14 protein-coding genes are annotated in these 18,789 nt (G+C 65.7%); 13 read left to right on the top strand and 1 reads right to left on the bottom strand.

Annotation, left to right across the window (positions count from 1 at the left end; translation table 11 throughout):
- Positions 1-230: 230 nt before the first annotated feature.
- The 10 genes from QE494_RS09230 to QE494_RS09185 all read left to right on the top strand — a co-directional run bounded on the left by QE494_RS09230 (position 231) and on the right by QE494_RS09185 (position 14,447).
- A complete protein-coding gene (locus QE494_RS09230; RefSeq protein WP_300042715.1) occupies positions 231-1,409 on the top strand; it encodes a PQQ-dependent sugar dehydrogenase in 1,179 nt (392 codons plus the stop codon).
- Positions 1,400-1,999: an isochorismatase family protein gene (locus tag QE494_RS09225; protein WP_300042668.1), complete on the top strand. Its 600-nt coding sequence runs from the start codon at positions 1,400-1,402 to the stop codon at positions 1,997-1,999. Before QE494_RS09230 ends, QE494_RS09225 begins: the two co-directional genes overlap by 10 nt.
- Positions 2,000-2,065: 66 nt before the next feature.
- Positions 2,066-3,964 carry a propionate--CoA ligase gene (locus tag QE494_RS09220; RefSeq protein ID WP_300042666.1) on the top strand — a complete coding sequence of 633 codons (1,899 nt, stop codon included), beginning with the start codon at positions 2,066-2,068 and terminating at the stop codon, positions 3,962-3,964.
- A gap of 199 nt (positions 3,965-4,163) precedes the next feature.
- Entirely contained in the window at positions 4,164-7,031 is a 2,868-nt protein-coding gene (locus QE494_RS09215) for a 2-oxoglutarate dehydrogenase E1 component (RefSeq protein WP_300042664.1), read from the top strand.
- A 45-nt stretch (positions 7,032-7,076) separates the two neighbouring features.
- Positions 7,077-8,333 (top strand): 2-oxoglutarate dehydrogenase complex dihydrolipoyllysine-residue succinyltransferase, encoded by a 1,257-nt coding sequence (gene odhB / locus QE494_RS09210; RefSeq protein ID WP_300042662.1) that lies wholly within the window; start codon positions 7,077-7,079, stop codon positions 8,331-8,333.
- Positions 8,334-8,472: 139 nt separating this feature from the next.
- Positions 8,473-9,900, top strand: a complete 1,428-nt coding sequence (gene lpdA, locus QE494_RS09205; RefSeq protein ID WP_300042660.1) for a dihydrolipoyl dehydrogenase — start codon at positions 8,473-8,475, stop codon at positions 9,898-9,900.
- A gap of 28 nt (positions 9,901-9,928) precedes the next feature.
- Positions 9,929-11,047: a cell division protein ZapE gene (zapE, locus tag QE494_RS09200; protein WP_300042658.1), complete on the top strand. Its 1,119-nt coding sequence runs from the start codon at positions 9,929-9,931 to the stop codon at positions 11,045-11,047.
- Positions 11,044-11,883: a hypothetical protein gene (locus QE494_RS09195; RefSeq protein ID WP_300042656.1), complete on the top strand. Its 840-nt coding sequence runs from the start codon at positions 11,044-11,046 to the stop codon at positions 11,881-11,883. Before zapE ends, QE494_RS09195 begins: the two co-directional genes overlap by 4 nt.
- Positions 11,884-11,910: 27 nt before the next feature.
- Complete coding sequence (locus QE494_RS09190) at positions 11,911-12,132, top strand: YdcH family protein (protein WP_300042654.1); 222 nt, start codon at positions 11,911-11,913, stop codon at positions 12,130-12,132.
- 200 nt (positions 12,133-12,332) lie between these two features.
- The gene (locus QE494_RS09185; RefSeq protein WP_300042713.1) at positions 12,333-14,447 is read left to right on the top strand and encodes an ATP-dependent DNA helicase; all 2,115 of its coding nucleotides are present in this window, start codon (positions 12,333-12,335) and stop codon (positions 14,445-14,447) included.
- Positions 14,448-14,466: 19 nt separating this feature from the next.
- Here QE494_RS09185 and QE494_RS09180 read toward each other — a convergent pair whose 3' ends face one another.
- Positions 14,467-15,273 (bottom strand): outer membrane protein assembly factor BamD, encoded by an 807-nt coding sequence (locus QE494_RS09180; protein ID WP_300042651.1) that lies wholly within the window; start codon positions 15,271-15,273, stop codon positions 14,467-14,469.
- Between the two features lie 132 nt (positions 15,274-15,405).
- Here QE494_RS09180 and QE494_RS09175 point away from each other — a divergent pair, with 132 nt between their 5' ends.
- From QE494_RS09175 to QE494_RS09165, 3 genes are all read left to right on the top strand, one after another.
- A complete protein-coding gene (locus QE494_RS09175) occupies positions 15,406-16,449 on the top strand; it encodes an RluA family pseudouridine synthase (protein WP_300042649.1) in 1,044 nt (347 codons plus the stop codon).
- Positions 16,450-16,629: 180 nt separating this feature from the next.
- Positions 16,630-17,415: an SMC-Scp complex subunit ScpB gene (scpB, locus tag QE494_RS09170; protein WP_300042647.1), complete on the top strand. Its 786-nt coding sequence runs from the start codon at positions 16,630-16,632 to the stop codon at positions 17,413-17,415.
- Entirely contained in the window at positions 17,412-18,683 is a 1,272-nt protein-coding gene (locus tag QE494_RS09165) for a pseudouridine synthase (RefSeq protein WP_300042645.1), read from the top strand. Before scpB ends, QE494_RS09165 begins: the two co-directional genes overlap by 4 nt.
- Positions 18,684-18,789 lie beyond the last annotated feature (106 nt).

The following is an 18,789-nucleotide window of genomic DNA, read 5'->3' as shown; positions in this document are numbered from 1 at the left end:
CGTGCGGGGGCGTGATGGTCGAGGCGCATACGATGTTCATAATCGTGCCCATGCTATGTCTTGCCGCTGCAGTCGCACCTTGCCAGCCAAGTGACCGGGCTTGCAGTTTTGGGCTGCCTGAGCACTCGAGCCAGTCCCGCTTTCTCAGACGGGCACTCGGTGCCGTGGTTCAACTGGCTCTGGCGCTCTTCCTCCTCCACGCGACCGGCACGGGACTCGCGCACGCGCAGGTGGCGACTGGCACGCCATCGAGCGTGTCACCGCTGCGCGCCCAGACTGTTGCACAGGGACTTGAATACCCTTGGGCCTTGGCTTTTCTGCCGGAGGGGCGGTTTCTGGTCACCGAGCGCCCCGGCCGGCTGCGTCTGATAGAGGCCGACGGCAGGGTCGGTCCGCCGATCCAGGGCCTGCCAGCCGTCCTCGCGCAAGGGCAGGGCGGCTTGCTCGACCTGGCCTTGGATGCCGACTTCTCGCAGCCAGGCAGCCGGTGGGAGAGGACGCTCTACTTGTGTTTTGCCGAGCAGGCGGGCGCGGTCAACGGGACAGCCCTGGCCCGTGCCCGGCTATCTGGCGACGGCCAGCGGCTGGAGGCGCTGACCGTGATTTTCCGCCAGCAACCCAAAGTGGCCAGCCGGCTGCACTTTGGCTGCCGTATCGTTCAGGACCGCGAGGGAATGCTGTTTTTGGCTATGGGCGAGCGGTACCTGCGGGCCGACGACGCCCAACGCCTCGACAACCACCTGGGCAAGGTGGTCCGGCTCACCCGGGACGGAGCGCCTGCGCCCGGTAACCCCTTCATGGGGCAGGCCGGTGCCCGTCCGGAGATCTGGAGCCTGGGGCATCGCAATCCCCAGGGCGCCACGCTCGGGGTGGATGGACGCCTGTGGACCAGTGAGCACGGGCCGCAGGGCGGCGACGAGGTCAACCTGCCCCAACCCGGTCGCAACTACGGTTGGCCGGTCATCACCCATGGCGAGCAGTACGGCGGCGGAAAAATCGGCCAGGGCCTGACCGCGCAGGCCGGGATGGAGCCGCCGCTGCACTTCTGGGTTCCCTCCATTGCGCCCTCGGGCATGGCCTTTCTCACCAGCGACCGCTACGGGGCAGCGATGAAGGGGCAACTCTTCATCGGCTCACTCAAGTTCGGGCGTCTGGTCCGCCTGCAACTGGAGGGCGGCCGTGTGCGCAGCGAGGCTCGCGACGATCTGGCCGAGGGGGACCGCATCCGGGACGTTCGCCAGGGGCCCGACGGCTGGATCTACCTGCTGACAGACAACCCACGGGGGCGCTTGCTGCGGGTCTTGCCTGCCGGCGAACGGCTCTCCTACGGCCGGCGTCTGTCTCCTTCTGACGGGCCGTGTCAGTTCGGAGACAGCGCGGGCGGCTCCAATCCGGCCCGATGCTCCTAGACGCTTCTGACTCCACCCTGGTGCTGGTTGATTACCAGCAACGGCTCATGCCCGCGATCGCCGACGCGCCCGCGGTTCTTCTCAATGCGCAGCGGCTCGCCCGGCTGGCAGCCTTGCTCGAGGTGCCCGTGCTGGCCACCGAGCAAAACCCTGTGGGTCTGGGGCCGACCACGCAGCCGCTTCGCAGCTTGCTTGCCACCGTCCTTCCCAAGTTCGCGTTTGGTGCCGGCGCTGAGCTGATGCCCCGTCTACGGCCTCCCGCCGCAGCGCCGCGCGGCAACTCTCGTAGCCTGCCGCGCCACCTGCAAAAGCCGGTGGAGGCTGCGCCCGAGCGGGGCAGCGTGGTACTTGCTGGCTGCGAGGCCCATGTCTGCGTGCTGCAGACCGCCCTGCAGCTGCTGGAGGAGGAGTTCGAGGTCTGGGTGGTCACCGACGCCTGTGGCTCGCGCACCGAACGCAACCGCGACGCCGCCTTCGACCGCCTGGCCGGCGCCGGCTGCGAGCTGGTCACCACCGAGATGGTGGCTTTTGAGTGGCTGGGCGACAGCCGCCACCCGCGCTTCAAGGAGGCGCTCGCCCTGATCAAGTAGTGCCCGCCCCATGCCTAGATACAGGGCGCGGGGGGAGAGAGACAACAAGGACCCGAGGAGAGCAATATGAGCAAGTACGAGGACTTCTACCGGCAGTCGGTGGACCAGCCCGAGGCCTTCTGGGCCGAGCAGGCCCGGCTCATCGATTGGCAAACCCCGCCCCAGCGCATTCTGGACAACGACCAAGCCCCCTTCACGCGCTGGTTTGTTGGTGGCAAGACCAACCTGTGCCACAACGCAGTGGACCGTCACCTAAAGGACCGTGCCAGTCAGGCCGCCCTGATTCACGTCTCGACCGAGACCGGCGTCGAGGAAACCTATACCTTTGCGCAACTCCACGAGCGGGTACAGCTTGCCGCCGCGATGCTCAAGACGCTGGGAGTGGTCAAGGGCGACCGGGTCCTGATCTATATGCCCATGATTCCCGAAGCGGTGTTCGCCATGTTGGCCTGCGCCCGCCTTGGCGCCATCCACTCGGTGGTGTTCGGCGGCTTCGCTTCGGTGTCTCTTGCCACGCGCATCGAGGACGCATCGCCCAAGGTCATCGTGAGCGCTGACGCTGGCTCCCGCAGTGGCAAGGTGGTGCCCTACAAACCTTTGCTCGATGAAGCGATTCGCCTGTCTGCGCACAAGCCCGAGTCGGTGTTGATGGTCGACCGCGGACTGGAGAAGTTTGCGTCTGTCGCCGGCCGTGACCATCACTGGAGCCAGATGGCCCAGGAATGCGCGGGCGTGCAGGTGCCCTGCGAGTGGGTGGATGCCACCGACATCAGCTACACGATGTACACCAGTGGGACCACCGGCAGGCCCAAGGGTGTGCAGCGCGACGTGGGCGGTTATGCGGTGGCCCTGGCGGCCAGCATGCAGCACGTCATGATGGGCGAGCCTGGCGGCACCTACTTTTGCACCAGCGACATCGGCTGGGTCGTGGGCCACAGCTACATCGTCTACGGCCCGCTGATCGGCGGCATGGCCACCATCCTCTACGAGGGCTTGCCGATCCGCCCGGATGCGGGTGTCTGGTGGAGCCTGGTCGAGAAGTACAAGGTCAGCGTGATGTTCAGCGCGCCCACTGCGGTCCGCGTGTTGAAGAAGCATGACCCCGCCTTCCTCAAGAAGTACGACCTGTCCACCCTCAAGGCACTTTTCCTGGCTGGCGAGCCGCTCGACGAGCCGACCGCACGCTGGATCAACGACGCCCTGGGCGTGCCGATCATCGACAACTATTGGCAAACTGAGACCGGCTGGCCCATTCTCACGATTGCCAACGGGGTCGAGAAGAAGGCCTCCCGGTTTGGCAGCCCGGGCGTGCCCATGTATGGCTGGCGCGCCAAGGTTGTTCACGAGACGACCGGCGAAGAGCTCACGCAACCCAACGAAAAAGGCGTGGTGGTGATCGAATCGCCCACGCCACCGGGCTTCATGCAGACCATCTGGCGTGACGATGCCCGCTACAAAAAGACGTATTGGGAGTCCATCCCCGGCAAGATGGTCTACAACACCTTCGACTGGGGCATTCGCGACGCCGACGGCTACTTCTTCATTCTGGGCCGCACTGACGACGTCATCAATGTGGCAGGCCACCGACTGGGCACCCGTGAAATCGAGGAGAGCATCTCCAGCCATCCGGCGGTGGCCGAGGTCGCCGTCGTCGGCGTCGCCGATACGGTCAAGGGGCAGGTGGCGATGGCCTTCGTTGTTCTGCGCGACCCGGCGGCAGTACCCGATGAGCTTGCCCGTATGAAGCTCGAAGGGGAGATCATGAAGGTGGTCGACGGCCAGCTTGGCGCGGTCGCCCGCCCTTCGCGGGTGCGCTTCGTGAGCCTGCTGCCCAAGACCCGCAGCGGCAAGTTGCTGCGCCGCGCTATCCAGGCGGTTTGCGAAGGCCGCGACCCCGGAGACCTGACCACCATCGAGGACCCCGGTACGCTCCAGCAGATCAAGGACCTGGTTCTGGCCGGTTGATTCTTTAGGAGTACATGGCGAGCCACCCTGGGTGCAGGTACGCGGAAAGCGCCGCGCCCTGTCACACTTCAGTGGCACAATCGCGCTGACACTTTGGTCCTTCCAGCCACAGTCGCATCCGCCAACCGGTTCAGCCGTGCCGCGGAAGGTTTTTGCAACCAGCAGATGCTCCCTAAAGGGGGGCAGAAAGTAGCGAGATATGAGCGAGACGAACGTCTACGCTGCCTACCAGGGCAGCACGTACCTCTTCGGGGGCAACGCCCCGTATGTCGAGGAGATGTACGAAAATTACCTTGCCAATCCGGGTAGCGTGCCGGACAACTGGCGCGAGTACTTCGACGCCCTGCAGCATGTCCCGGCCGTCGACGGCACGGACACCAAGGACGTCCCCCACCTCCCTGTTGTCAACGCCTTTGCTGAGCGCGCCAAACAAGGCGGTACCCGGGTCGTCATGGCCAGCGCCGATGCTGAAATGGGCCGCAAGCGCACCGCCGCGCAGCAGCTCATTGCCGCCTACCGCAACGTGGGCCAGCGCTGGGCCGACCTCGACCCCTTGAAGCGCACCGAGCGGCCCGCGATTCCCGAGCTGGAGCCCTCCTTCTACGGTTTCGCCGACGCCGACCAGGAGACCGTGTTCGACACCTCGAACACCTTCTTCGGCAAAAACACGATGAGCCTGCGCGAGCTGCTCAACGCACTGCGCGAGACCTACTGCGGCACGGTGGGCGCCGAGTACATGTACATCACCGACCAGACCGAGAAGCGCTGGTGGCAGCAAAAGCTCGAGTCCATCCGCAGCAAGCCTGTTTTTACAACTGAGCGTAAGAAGCAGATTCTCGACCGCCTCACTGCGGCCGAGGGCCTGGAGCGCTACCTGCACACCAAGTACGTCGGCCAGAAGCGCTTTTCGCTCGAAGGCGGCGAGTCCTTCATCGCCTCGATGGATGAGCTCATTCAGCTCGCGGGCGAAAAAGGCGTGCAAGAGATCGTGATCGGCATGGCCCATCGCGGCCGGCTGAACGTGCTGGTCAACACCTTGGGCAAGATGCCCGGCGACCTGTTTGCCGAGTTCGACCACACCGCCCCCGAGGATTTGCCCGCCGGTGACGTGAAGTACCACCAGGGCTTCAGCTCGGACATCTCTACACGCGGCGGTCCGGTCCATCTGTCACTGGCCTTCAACCCTTCGCACCTCGAGATCGTCAACCCGGTGGTCGAGGGCAGCGTACGCGCCCGCATGGACCGCCGTGGCGACCCGCTCGGCAAGGAAGTGCTCCCGGTGCTGGTCCACGGCGATGCTGCCTTCGCAGGGCAGGGCGTCAACCAAGAAACTCTGGCCCTGGCAGCCACCCGTGGCTACACCACCGGCGGCACGGTGCACCTGATCATCAACAACCAGATCGGCTTTACTACCTCGGACCCGCGTGACCTGCGCTCCACGCTGTATTGCACCGACATCGTCAAGGGCGTGGAGTCGCCGGTGCTGCACGTCAACGGCGACGACCCTGAGGCGGTGGTGCTGGCCACGCAGCTCGCGCTCGAGTACCGCATGGAGTTCCGCAAGGACGTGGTGGTCGACATCATCTGTTTCCGCAAGCTCGGCCACAACGAGCAGGACACCCCCGCGCTCACCCAGCCGCTGATGTACAAGAAAATCAGCGCGCACCCCGGCACTCGCAAGCTCTATGGCGACAAGCTGGTCGCCCAGGGCGTGCTGCAGGCGGATGGCCCGGATGGCATGGTCAAGACCTACCGCGCCGCCATGGACGCGGGCAAGCACACGATTGACCCCGTCCTCACCAACTTCAAGAGCAAGCACGCAGTCGACTGGGCGCCCTTCGTGGGCAAGAAGTGGACCGACAGCGCCGACACTGCGCTGCCCCTGGCCGAGTGGAAGCGGCTGGGCCAGAAGATCACCACCATTCCAGCCCATGTCACGCCGCACAACCTCGTCAAGAAGGTGCTGGAAGATCGGGCCGCCATGGGGCGCGGCGAGACCAATGTCGACTGGGGCATGGGCGAGCACATGGCATTCGCCTCCCTGGTGGCCTCGGGCTACCCGGTGCGCCTGTCCGGTGAGGACAGTGGCCGAGGCACCTTCACCCACCGCCACGCTGTCATTCACGACCAGAACCGTGAGCGCTGGGACACCGGCACCTATGTGCCGCTGCAGAACGTAGCCGACAATCAGGCGCCGTTTGAAGTCATCGACTCCATCCTGTCCGAGGAGGCGGTGCTGGGCTTTGAGTACGGCTACGCCTCCGCTGAACCCAACACCCTGGTGATCTGGGAGGCGCAGTTCGGCGATTTCGCCAACGGTGCCCAAGTGGTGATCGACCAGTTCATTGCCTCGGGAGAGGTCAAGTGGGGCCGCGTCAACGGCATCACCCTGATGCTGCCCCATGGCTATGAGGGCCAGGGCCCGGAGCACAGTTCGGCGCGCGTCGAGCGCTTCATGCAACTGGCGGCAGACACCAATATGGGCATCGTCCAGCCCACCACCGCCAGCCAGATCTTCCACGTGATCCGTCGGCAGATGGTGCGTGATCTGCGCAAACCGCTGGTCATCTTCACCCCCAAGTCGCTGCTTCGCAACAAGGAGGCAACCTCGCCCCTGTCCGAGTTCACCAAGGGCGGCTTCCAGACGGTGATTGGCGAGGTCAAGGAGCTCAAGGCCGACAAAGTCAAGCGCGTCATCGCCTGCTCGGGCAAGGTCTACTACGACCTGGTCAAGCGGCGCGAGGAAAAGGGCAGCGACGACGTGGCTGTCGTCCGCGTGGAGCAGCTCTATCCCTTCCCGCACAAGGCCTTCGCCGCCGAGCTCAAGAAGTACCCCAATGCCACCGACGTGGTCTGGTGCCAGGACGAGCCGCAGAACCAGGGCGCCTGGTTCTTCATTCAGCACAACATCCACGAGAACATGCACGAGGGACAGAAGCTGGGTTATGCCGGCCGCGCCGCCTCCGCCTCGCCGGCAGTGGGCTACGCGCACCTGCACCAGGACCAGCAGAAGGCGTTGATCGACGCCGCGTTTGCCAAGCTCAAGGGCTTTGTTCTGACCAAATAACCCTGTTTGCGCATCCAAGTGCGCCCAGATTCAAGGAATAAAAAAATGGCTATCGTTGAAGTAAAGGTTCCGCAACTGTCCGAATCTGTCGCCGAAGCGACCCTGCTGTCCTGGAAGAAAAAGCCCGGTGAGGCCGTGGCCCAGGACGAGATCCTGATTGAGATCGAGACCGATAAGGTCGTCCTCGAAGTACCCGCGCCCAGTGCCGGCGTGATGGCCGAGATCCTGATCGCCGACGGCGGCACCGTGGTGGCCGAGCAGGTCATCGCCCGGATCGACAGCGAAGGCAAGGCCGGCGCGGCGGCTCCCGCCGCAGTTGTAGCGCCCGCTGCTGCCCCTGCTGCTGCCGCAGCGGCACCCGCCGCCGGCGGATCGATGGCTGGCGTGGCCATGCCTGCCGCAGCCAAGCTGATGGCCGACAACCAGCTGGCTGCCGGCTCGGTTGCCGGCTCCGGCAAGGACGGCCGGGTGACCAAGGGCGACGTCCTGTCGGCCGTGGCCGCTGGCCCTGCCAAGGCCGTGGCGCCGTCGGTTCCTGTCTCGGTGGCGCCCAAGGCGGCCTTGCCCCAGGTGGCCGGCCCCGCCACGCCCGACCTAGGCAGCCGCCCCGAACAGCGCGTGCCCATGAGCCGACTGCGCGCCCGCGTCGCCGAGCGCCTGCTGCAATCCCAATCGAGCAATGCCATCCTGACCACCTTCAACGAGGTCAACATGGCGCCGGTGATGGAGATGCGTAAGCGCTTCCAGGACAAGTTCGAGAAGGAGCACGGGGTGAAGATTGGCTTCATGTCCTTCTTCGTGAAGGCCGCCGTCCACGCCCTGAAAAAGTACCCGGTGCTCAACGCCAGCGTCGACGGCAATGACATCGTCTACCACGGCTACTTCGACATCGGTATCGCCGTGGGTTCGCCCCGTGGTCTGGTGGTGCCCATCCTGCGCAATGCCGACCAAATGTCTTTTGCCGACATCGAGAAGAAGATCGCTGAGTACGGCAACAAGGCGCGCGACGGCAAGCTGGGCATCGAAGAAATGACCGGCGGCACGTTCTCCATCTCCAATGGCGGCGTGTTTGGCTCGATGCTGTCCACCCCCATCATCAACCCGCCGCAGTCGGCCATCCTGGGCGTGCACGCCACCAAGGACCGCGCCGTCGTCGAGAACGGGCAGGTGGTGGTGCGTCCGATCAACTACCTCGCCATGTCCTACGACCACCGCATCATCGACGGCCGCGAAGCCGTGCTGGGCCTGGTGGCGATGAAGGAAGCGCTGGAAGACCCGGCCCGTCTCCTGTTCGACATCTGAAGCCAGGAATCTTGCTACTGCGCGACGCGATCTCGAGCCTGCGCTGCTCGCCGTACGGGAGTACGGCTCCGCTGCTCGACCCGACCTCGCGCCGCTCGCTACGCAATCTTCATGACTTCATGACAAATAAGGAATTCAAATGAGCAAGCAATTCGACGTCATCGTCATCGGCGGTGGCCCAGGTGGCTACATCGCGGCCATCCGCGCGGCCCAATTGGGCATGAACGTGGCCTGCATCGACGAGTGGAAAAACGACAAGGGCGGCCCGGCCCCCGGCGGCACCTGCACCAACGTGGGCTGCATTCCGTCCAAGGCGCTGCTGCAATCGTCCGAGCACTTTGACCACGCCAACCACCATTTCGCAGACCATGGCATCACCGCCAAGGATGTGAAGATAGACGTGGCCAAGATGCTGGCCCGCAAGGACGCCGTCGTGAAGCAGAACAACGACGGCATCCTGTATCTGCTCAAAAAGAACAAGGTGTCCTTCTTCCATGGTCGCGGCAGCTTCGTGAAGGCTGCCGAGGGCGGCTACGAGATTAAAGTCGCAGGTGCCGCTGAAGAGACCTTGGTCGCCACGCAGGTCATTTTGGCCACCGGCTCGAACGCCCGCGCGCTGCCGGGCGTGCCTTTCGACGAGAAGAATGTGCTGTCCAATGACGGCGCGCTTCGCATCGAAGCAGTCCCCAAGAAGCTGGTCCTGATCGGCTCTGGCGTGATCGGCCTCGAAATGGGCTCGGTCTGGCGCCGCCTGGGCGCCGAGGTCACCATCCTCGAAGGCCTGCCCACTTTCCTGGGCGCAGTCGACGAGCAAATCGCTAAAGAGGCCAAAAAGGCCTTTGACAAGCAGGGCCTGAAGATTGAGCTGGGCGTGAAGGTCGGCGAAATCAAGAACGGCGCCAAGGGCGTGTCGGTGGCCTACACCAACGCCAAGGGCGAGGCGCAGGCGATTGAGGCCGACAAGCTGATCGTGTCCATCGGCCGCGTGCCCAACACCATCGGCCTCAATGCCGAAAGCGTAGGCCTGCAGCTTGACGAGCGCGGCGCCATCGTTGTCGACGCCGACTGCCGCACCAACCTGCCCGGCGTCTGGGCGGTGGGCGATGTGGTGCGGGGCCCGATGCTGGCGCACAAGGCCGAAGAAGAGGGTGTGGCGGTGGCCGAGCGCATTGCCGGACAGCATGGCCATGTCAACTTCAACACCATTCCCTGGGTGATCTACACCAGCCCCGAGATCGCCTGGGTCGGCCGCACCGAGCAGCAGCTTAAGGCCGACGGCGTCAAGTACAAGGCCGGCACCTTTCCCTTCCTGGCCAACGGCCGCGCCCGCGCACTGGGCGACACCACCGGCATGGTCAAGTTCCTGGCCGATGCCGCCAGCGACGAGATCCTGGGCGTTCACATCGTGGGTCCCATGGCCTCCGAGCTGATCGCCGAGGCGGTGGTCGCCATGGAGTTCCGTGCGTCTAGCGAGGACATCGCCCGCATCTGCCACGCCCACCCGTCGCTTTCGGAGGCCACCAAAGAGGCCGCGCTGGCGGTGGACAAGCGCACGCTCAACTTCTGAGCGCGCGCAGCATCGCCGCGGCCGCAAGGTGAGTGCAGTTCCCCCTGTCACCGGCGTACGGGCGGCCTACGAGGCCGAGCTGAGCACGCGGGGCTATCAGAGCGACCCCGCGCAGTTGCGCGCGGTGGCCGCGCTGGAGCGCTGCGCCCAGGATTGGGCGCATTTCAAGAGCGCTCGCTCCAATGCACTCAAGAAGTTGATCAACCGGCCTGCTATCCCCCGCGGGGTCTACATGTTCGGCGGGGTGGGGCGCGGCAAGAGCTTCCTCATGGACTGCTTCTTCAACGCGGTCCCGTTGAAGCGCAAGACCCGGCTGCACTTCCACGAGTTCATGCGTGAGGTGCACCGCGAGCTTGCCGAGATGCAGGGCACACAAAATCCCTTGCAGGTCCTGGGCGAACGCATCTCCAAGCGTTACCGCCTCATCTGCTTTGACGAATTTCATGTGGCCGACATCACCGACGCAATGATCTTGCACCGGCTGCTGGATTCGCTGTTCGCAAACGGTGTGGGCTTTGTCACCACCTCCAACTTCCGGCCCGACGACCTCTACCCCAACGGCCTCCACCGAGACCGCATCCTGCCGGCGATTGCGCTCCTGAACGAGCGGCTCGAAGTCCTGAACGTCGACAACGGCACCGATTACCGACGCCGCACCCTCGAACGCGTTCAGCTCTATCACACCCCCCTGGGGCCGCACGCAGACGCTGCAATGAACGCCGCTTTCAGCCAGCTGGCCGAGGCCCGGGACGAGTCCCCGGTGCTGCACATCGAAGGCCGCCAGATCCAGTCCTTGCGCAAAGCCGGCGGCCTGGTGTGGTTTGATTTTCGCGCTCTGTGCGGAGGGCCGCGCTCACAGAACGACTACCTCGAGATCGCGAGCCAGTTCCACACAGTGCTGTTGTCCAACGTACCGCAGATGCCAGTGAGCATGGCCTCGGAGGCCCGGCGCTTCACCTGGCTGGTGGATGTGCTCTACGACCGACGGGTCAAGCTGATCATGTCCGCTGCGGTACCGCCCGAGCAGCTTTATACCCAGGGGCCGATGTCGCATGAGTTTCCGCGCACCGCGTCCCGTCTGAACGAAATGCAGTCGGCCGAATTCATGGCCGAGGAGCGGCGGGTGGTCGACACTCGGCTCACATGAGTGCCGTGTTTGCGTTGAGTCGTCCCAGGCCCTTGCACTTGATGCGCCCGCTGCGTCACGTGCTGTTCGCCAGCTTGGCTGTCCTCTCTGTGGTCGGAGCCTCGGGCCAAGTTGTCAGCGGGCTGGATCTGACCGCTGAGCGAGTACGGCTCAAGGCCGAACGTGATCGCGTGACTCAGGCTCTCAGCCAAGAAGAAGACGAGTGCCGGACCCGGTTCGTAGTCACTGGCTGTGTGGAGGGTGTGCGCAGGCGATGGCAGGTGCAATTGGCCGAGTTGGACCGCCAAGAGCGGGTCCTGAACGATCTGGACCGTCGGAATCGCAGCAGCGAGCAGATGTTGCGGCTCGAGCGCAAGGCCTCTGATGCTGAGGCCGATGCCGCCGAACGGCGAGCGCGTGCCGCCTCGGAGCAGGAAAACCGCGAGGCCCGCGCCGCCGCGAAGGCGAGCGGGCCGCGCCCGAGCGGTACCCCCCGGCAGGCCCGATCGGCGGAGCCTGGAGCTTCAGCTCCTGACGCAATGGCGGTGGCGCCCAGGGCGCGGCCGTCCCAGGCTCGCCAGGCCGCCCCGTCCAGCAACGGCCCGGAGCAAGCCCGTGCGAAAGCGGCTCCCTCCAGCAGCCCGGAGCAATCCCGGACCAAAGCTGCCCCATCCGGCAAAACGGAGCAAGCCCGGGCCAAGCCCGCTTCGGCCCGTATCAGTGCGGAGCAGGCGCGTGCCAACGCGGCTGCCCACCAGGAGCGCGTCCGCCAGGCGGAGGCACACAAGGCGGAGGTTCGCCAGCGCCAGGCTGGCCGAAGCAAGCCACCTGCGAGCGACCTGCCGCCGCCCCGTTAAGCGGCAGCCTCGCGCTACAGTCTGACTATGGCCCTGCCGCCCGACATTGCCTTTGACCTGCACTCGCCGCAGCGCCGGCTGATTGAGCTGCGCATGGAGCATGGCGATCTGGACGCCCTGATCGACCACGCGCTGGCGCAGGGCGGCGGAGATGACCTGACCCTGCGCCGGCTCAAGAAACGCCGCCTGGCCTTGCGCGACCAGATCGCCAGGCTAGAGCTGGCCCTGGATCCGAAAGAACCTGCATGACCGAGCAAGCCGCCGGCTTACCCGGCGGTCCGCAGGCCCCGGTGCCGCGGAGCCGCTTGGCTGCGGATGACGGGTCTGCTGGCACGGACGCCGGGAGCGCCCGCGATAGCCTAGAGGCCTGGGTGGACGCCGTCTTTGCCGAGGGTGGCGTGCTGTCCCGGACGACCGAACAGTTCCAGCCCCGTGCGGCCCAGACCGAGATGGCCCTGGCTGTGGCGCAGACGATTGAGACCGGGGGCGCTCTGGTCGTCGAGGCCGGTACCGGCGTGGGCAAGACCTTTGCCTATCTGGTGCCGGCGCTCCTTTCTGGCGAGCGGGTGCTGCTGTCCACCGCGACCAAGACCCTGCAGGACCAACTCTTTGGTCGTGATCTACCCCGTCTGGTCGACGCCTTGGGCCTGGCCCTGCGGATTGCGCTGCTCAAAGGGCGGGCAAGCTATTTGTGCAGTCACCGTCTGGCGCTGGCCCGCGAGGACGCCCACCTGCCGGATCGGCGGGCCGTGCAGACCCTGGCCCGGATCGAGACCTGGGCGCAGTCCACCCGCACCGGCGACCTGGCCGAAATTTCGGGCCTTGACGAGCGATCTCCCGTCATTCCACTGGTCACCTCAACCCGCGAGAACTGCCTGGGCTCCCAGTGCCCGGGCTTCAAGGGCTGCCATGTGCATGCAGCGCGCCGTGAGGCACTGGCTGCCGATGTGGTGGTGGTGAACCACCACCTGTTCTTCGCCGATTTGGCAGTGCGGGAGTCTGGCATGGCTGAACTGCTGCCCACTGTGCGGGTGGCCATCTTCGACGAGGCCCATCAGCTGAACGAAACCGGCGTCCAGTTCTTGGGGGTGCAATTGGCCACCAGCCAGCTGCTCGATTTCTGCCGTGACCTGCTCGGTGCCGGCTTGCAACTGGCGCGCGGGCTCGTCGACTGGCAGCAGGTCGCGTCGCAGGTCGAGCGCGCCGCTCGCGACCTGCGCCTTGCCGCGGGGAGGGGAGCAGGCGGTGGCCGCCTGGCGTGGAATACCGCCACCCCCGAGGGCACCGATACGCAGGCATGGGACGACGGCTTGCGCGACGTGGCCGAGGCGTGTCTGGCGGCGATGGACGCGCTCGACACGGTGAGCGAGATCGCGCCAGACTTCCAGCGCCTCCATGAGCGTGCGGCCGCCCTGGCCCAGCGTGCGGGGCGCTTTGCCGGACCCTGCGAGACGGGCTCGGTGCGGTGGATCGATCTGGGCCAGCAGCTTCGCATGGTGGAGTCTCCGCTGGACATCGCCGACGCGGTGCGCAGCAAGATGCTGGGCCGTGCAGGTCGATCCGATGTTTCAGACAGTGCTCCCGGCCGCAGAACTGCGTCCGGCAACCTCGATGCCGGCCTGGATGACTGGCTCAGTGCGCAAGAGTCTGGCGCCGATGACGGGCTGCCTTGGTCTGATGACGACCAGAGCACGCCCGCACATTCCAAATCACCCGAGGTCGTGCAGGCTGATCGGCCAGACCACGAGAGCTACGAACCCGAACCCTCCCGCCGCGCCTGGATCTTCACCTCCGCCACCTTGGGCGACGATCCGCGCCTGCGCTGGTTCACCGAGCCTTGCGGGCTGGAAGATGCGCAAGTGCTGCGTGTCGGCAGTCCTTTCAATTACGGGCGGCAGGCGGGCCTCTACCTGCCGCCGGGGCTTCCCCGTCCAAGCGACCCCACGCACAGCAACCGCGTCGCGGATATTGCAGCGCAGGGTGCCCAGCGGTTGGGAGGACGCACCCTGGTGCTGACCACCACCCTGCGTGCCCTGCGGGCGATTGGCGAGGCCCTACAAGTGCACTTTGAAGGGAACCCTTCGGTGGAAGTCCTGGTGCAGGGGCAGTGGCCCAAGCGCCGGTTGATGGAGCGCTTCCGCGAGGGACAGGCCCACGGCCAGCCCGGTTGCGTGCTGGTGGCCTCGGCCTCGTTCTGGGAGGGGGTCGACGTACCAGGTGACGCACTGCAACTCGTGGTGATTGACAAGCTTCCCTTCCCTCCGCCGGGCGATCCGCTAGTGGATGCGCGCTCTCGTCGGCTCGAGCAGCAGGGCCGCAGTGCCTTTGGCGATTACAGCCTGCCCGAAGCCGCGGTCGCTCTCAAGCAGGGCGCTGGTCGCCTGATACGCAGCGAGCAGGACCGCGGGGTACTGGTGGTGTGCGACAACCGCCTGCTGACCATGGGCTATGGCCGCCGGCTGCTGGCGGCTTTGCCGCCGATGCGGCGCTTGGCGACGCCGGCTGACTACGCGGCAGCCCTGACGGACCTGATGGCGCAAGGAACCCCGGACTCCGGTGCCTAGTAGGCCGCCGAAGGGTGACTTACCAGAGCTTCCACCACGGAGAGCCTTCCTTCTGGAAACCGCTCCGCATCAAGTCCGAGTTGGGGTAGTTCTTCTGGAGGATTCGGCGCGAGTCGCTCGCCAGATCTTTCATGCCCAATGCATCGTAGGCGCGGTAGAGGATGTAGAGCGCCTCTTCCTGGGCCGGTGAGCCTTCGTAGTCAACCAAAGCCTGCTGGGCCCGGCTGATGGCGGCGACATGGGCGCCGCGAGAGAAATAGTAGCGGGCCACATGGATTTCGTATTGGGCCAGCGAGTTCACGATGTAGGCCATCCGGGCCTTGGCATCCGGCGCGTACTTCGAGTTCGGAAAGCGGTCTACCAGTTCCTTGAGGGCCTCAAAGGACTCCTTGGCGGCCTTCTGGTCGCGCTCGGATAAATCCTGGCGTCCGACCAGTGCCAGCAAGCCCACGTTCTCATTGAAGTTCACCAGGCTCTTGAGGTAGAGCGCATAGTCATACGCAGGACTGGCCGGGTGCAGTCGCATGAAGCGGTCGAGCGTGGCCAGAGCCTGGGCTGGTTCGTTTGACTTGAACTGGGTAAAGGCCTTTTCGAGCTGGGCTTGCTGGGCCAAAGGGGTGCCAGCAGCGCGTCCTTCGAGTTTTTCGAAATAGCTGATGGCCTTGTCGAAGGCGTTGTTGCTGGCTTCATCACGCGCCTCCGCGTAGAGCTTCTCGTTGCTCCACTGGGTCGTAGGATCGTCCTTGAGGGTGCTGCAGCCTGCGACCAGGGCCAAGGTACCCACCGCGCATGCCAGCCGAAGGGTCGATAATTTCGCACGCAGCATTGCGCAGGCTCACTCTTGAAAAAGAACCAAACCATTATAGAGGCCACCCCCTCTGGTCCCGACCTTGAAGCTAGACCGGGCGGCCGCCTCGGCGGAGATCGCCAAGGCGCCGCCGGGGCTGCCCTAGGCAGCATGCCTGATGAAGGAGCCGATGAGGCGGGCGAGGGTGTAGACCAGTCAGCGGCCAGCGAATGGAGGGCCTTCGTGATCCCGGCTGAACTCCACGGTCAGCGCCTGGACCGGGCCCTGGTGGCTCTGGTTCCCGAGTTTTCCCGGAGCTATCTACAACAGTTGGTAGACGAGGGTGCGGTGCGTTTGAATGGCCAGCCGGCGAGCCGCAACGCGCAGAAGGTGACCGTCGGGCAGGCCGGGGAGGTGGAGCTCCGGGCCACACCCCAGAGCCAGGCCTTCGTGCCCGAGCCGATGGACCTGGTGGTGGTCCATGAGGACCCGAACTTGCTGGTGATCGACAAACCCGCCGGTTTGGTCGTCCACCCGGCGCCAGGTCACTGGAGTGGCACCCTTCTCAATGGTCTCTTGGCCCGCGACCCTCGGGCGGCGCTGCTGCCGCGCGCCGGGATCGTGCACCGGCTTGACAAGGACACCAGCGGCTTGATGGTGGTGGCCCGAGACAGGACGACGATGGACGCCCTGGTCAGGCTCATTGCCGCGCGTGAGGTCTCGCGCCAGTACCTGGCCCTGGCTCATCGGCACTGGCAAGGGCCAGCCCAGCGCGAGGTGGAGGCGCCCGTTGGCCGCGACCCGGTCAACCGCCTGCGCATGGCGGTGGTCGACCTGACGCGTGCGAGCGGCAAGGCGGCCTCCACCCTGTTTGACTGCCTGGGTCATGGAGGCCGTCCAGCCGGCGAGGGCACAGGCCAAGCCTCCGGCGGTCGGCCGGGGGAACGGACCGAGGCGGGCTGTCTCGTCCGAGCCACTTTGCGGACTGGCCGCACCCACCAGATCCGGGTGCACATGGCCCATCTGGGTCACCCTCTGGTAGGCGACGCCCTCTACGGTGGTGCGCCTGCGGCAGGCATGGTGCGTCAGGCCCTGCATGCATACCGTTTGGCGTTCATCCACCCGGTGACCGGGACGCCCATGGTCTTTGCCTCAGCGACACCGCCAGACCTGGCTTCGGCGCTGACCGCATGGGGGTTGGGCGGCGAGGTTTGAGGGGAGGGGGCTCGGCTACAATCTGGCCCGACTCCTGTATCGGGACGGAGCTCGCGCCCGGCTGTGCCTGCGGGACGACCCGCTGCGGCATCGGGGCTGCGCCGCGGGTAGCGCGGGCTGTCCCCGCTCCGGTCCTTTGCGACCCTTGCCCTCCTCAGGCTTTTCCTTCAACACGACAAGATGAACACCTCGGATGCCAAGCGCGTCCTGGAAACGGCCCTGATCTGTTCGGCCCAGCCACTGACGCTGCGCGAGATGCGCGTGCTGTTCAATGACGAATTGGGTGCCGATACGCTTCGCAGCTTGCTCCAGGATCTGCAGGACGATTGGGCGCAGCGCGGCGCAGAGCTGGTGAGTGTCGCCACCGGCTGGCGCTTTCAGAGCCGACCCGAAATGCGGGAGTTTCTAGACAGACTCCATCCCGAGAAGCCGCCCAAGTACACTCGCGCCGCACTGGAGACCTTGGCCATCATCGCCTACCGCCAGCCCGTCACCCGTGGCGACATGGAGGACATCCGTGGCGTCACTATCAACAGCCTCATCCTCAAGCAGTTGGAGGATCGCGGCTGGGTCGAGGTGATTGGCCACCGCGAAGCACCGGGCAGGCCCGCGCTTTTCGCGACCACCCGGCAGTTTCTCGACGACCTGGGCCTGTCTTCCCTCGACCAGTTGCCTACGCTTGACCATCCGACGCTCCAGGCCCAGTTGGCTGCTGCCCTGGCAGGCGACGAGGTCCTTCAGCCGTCCCTGGCGCTCGAGGGCGATGAGGTCGCCGGTCAGGCCGATGGGGTCGAGCCGATGACCCAAGAGACGGTCATGGCCGATGCCGTCCCTGATGAGGCCGTACTTGATGAAGCGGCGGGCAAGGAGGTCGTAGGCGAGTTTGTGACCGGTGGCGATTTCGTCGCAGGCGCCGATCCCGATTCCGACCCTGAACCTGAACCTGAACCTGGATCCACCCCATGAGCTCGAACCATCCTGACCTGCCCGACGAGGATGAGGACGAGGACTTCGGTGAAGATCTGGCCTCGCCTGCGGCGGCGGCTCCGCCGGTGGAGCCTCTGCGGTTCGAGGACGTTGTCTCCGGAGAGTTCGACGCCGTGGGGGATGAAGCGGCAAATGGCGCCCCGGCCAAGCGGGTGCTACGTCCGCAGGCCGACACTCCCAAGTTGCACAAGGTCCTGGCGCAGGCGGGCCTGGGCTCCAGGCTTGAAATGGAACAGCTCATCGTGGAGGGCCGAATTTCGGTCAACAACGAGCCGGCCCACATTGGCCAGCGCATTCAGTATGGGGATCAGATTCGGGTCAATGGCAAGCCAATCCGCGTACGGATCGCGCCACCCCCACCACGGGTCATTGCGTACCACAAGCCTGTCGGTGAGGTCGTTACTCATGACGACCCGCAGAACCGACCCACCGTGTTTCGCAAGCTGCCGCGTGTTCAGCACGGCAAGTGGCAGTCCGTCGGTCGCCTGGACCTCAACACCGAGGGGCTGCTGCTGTTTACCAATTCCGGCGAACTGGCCAACAAGCTGATGCACCCCCGCTTTGGCCTGGAGCGAGAGTACGCGGTGCGTGTCCTGGGAGCGCTCAGCAACGAGGAGAAGCAGCGTCTGCTTTCCGGCGTTCAATTGGACGACGGTCTGGCCCAGTTCGGTGGCATCGAGGATGGCGGTGGCGAGGGTGCGAACTCCTGGTACCGCGTGACGATTTCCGAGGGGCGCAACCGCGAGGTACGCCGGCTCATCGAGGCGGTGGGCCATGCGGTCAGCCGGCTCATTCGCATCCGCTACGGCGCCATGATGTTGCCCCGGGGCCTCAAGCGGGGTGCCTGGATGGAGCTCGATGACCGCGACATCCGCGACCTGATGAAGGCCGTGGGCCTCCAAGAGGGAGGCGAGTCCGTTCAAGGCGGGGAGGGTGCCGGCAAGGGCGGGCGCCGAGGTGGTCGGCCGACGGGGCGTGGCCCTCGCCCCAGCGGAGGCCAGCCCCCGTCGCGAAGTGCCGGTAGTCCGGGCCGAGGCAAGGGACCGGGGCAGGGCGCTGGCAAGGCGGGTGGCCAGGCGGGTGGCAAGGGCGCTTCCGGACAACCTGACCCCATGAAAACCTCACTTGGCTATATCGGCAGCGACAGCTTCAACCGCCAGCGGCAGGGCGGTCCGGGTGGTCTCGGCGGCCCGGGTGGCAATGGCGGCGGAAGCCGGCGCGGCGGCGGGCGGCGCAGCGGGCGCTGAACGCGGCCTGGACGCTTGGCTTCGGCCCGTCCCCCGGGTCGGCGTGGCTGCCATGGCGCTCTGACGCGCGGGTTACAATCAGTGGCTTTGCTGAACTTCGGTTTGA

It is taken from the genome of Ramlibacter sp. (assembly GCF_029866045.1).
GTDB lineage: Bacteria > Pseudomonadota > Gammaproteobacteria > Burkholderiales > Burkholderiaceae_C > Ramlibacter.
Note: the sequence above shows the minus strand (reverse complement) of the source record. Positions and strands in the feature narration are given on the sequence as shown.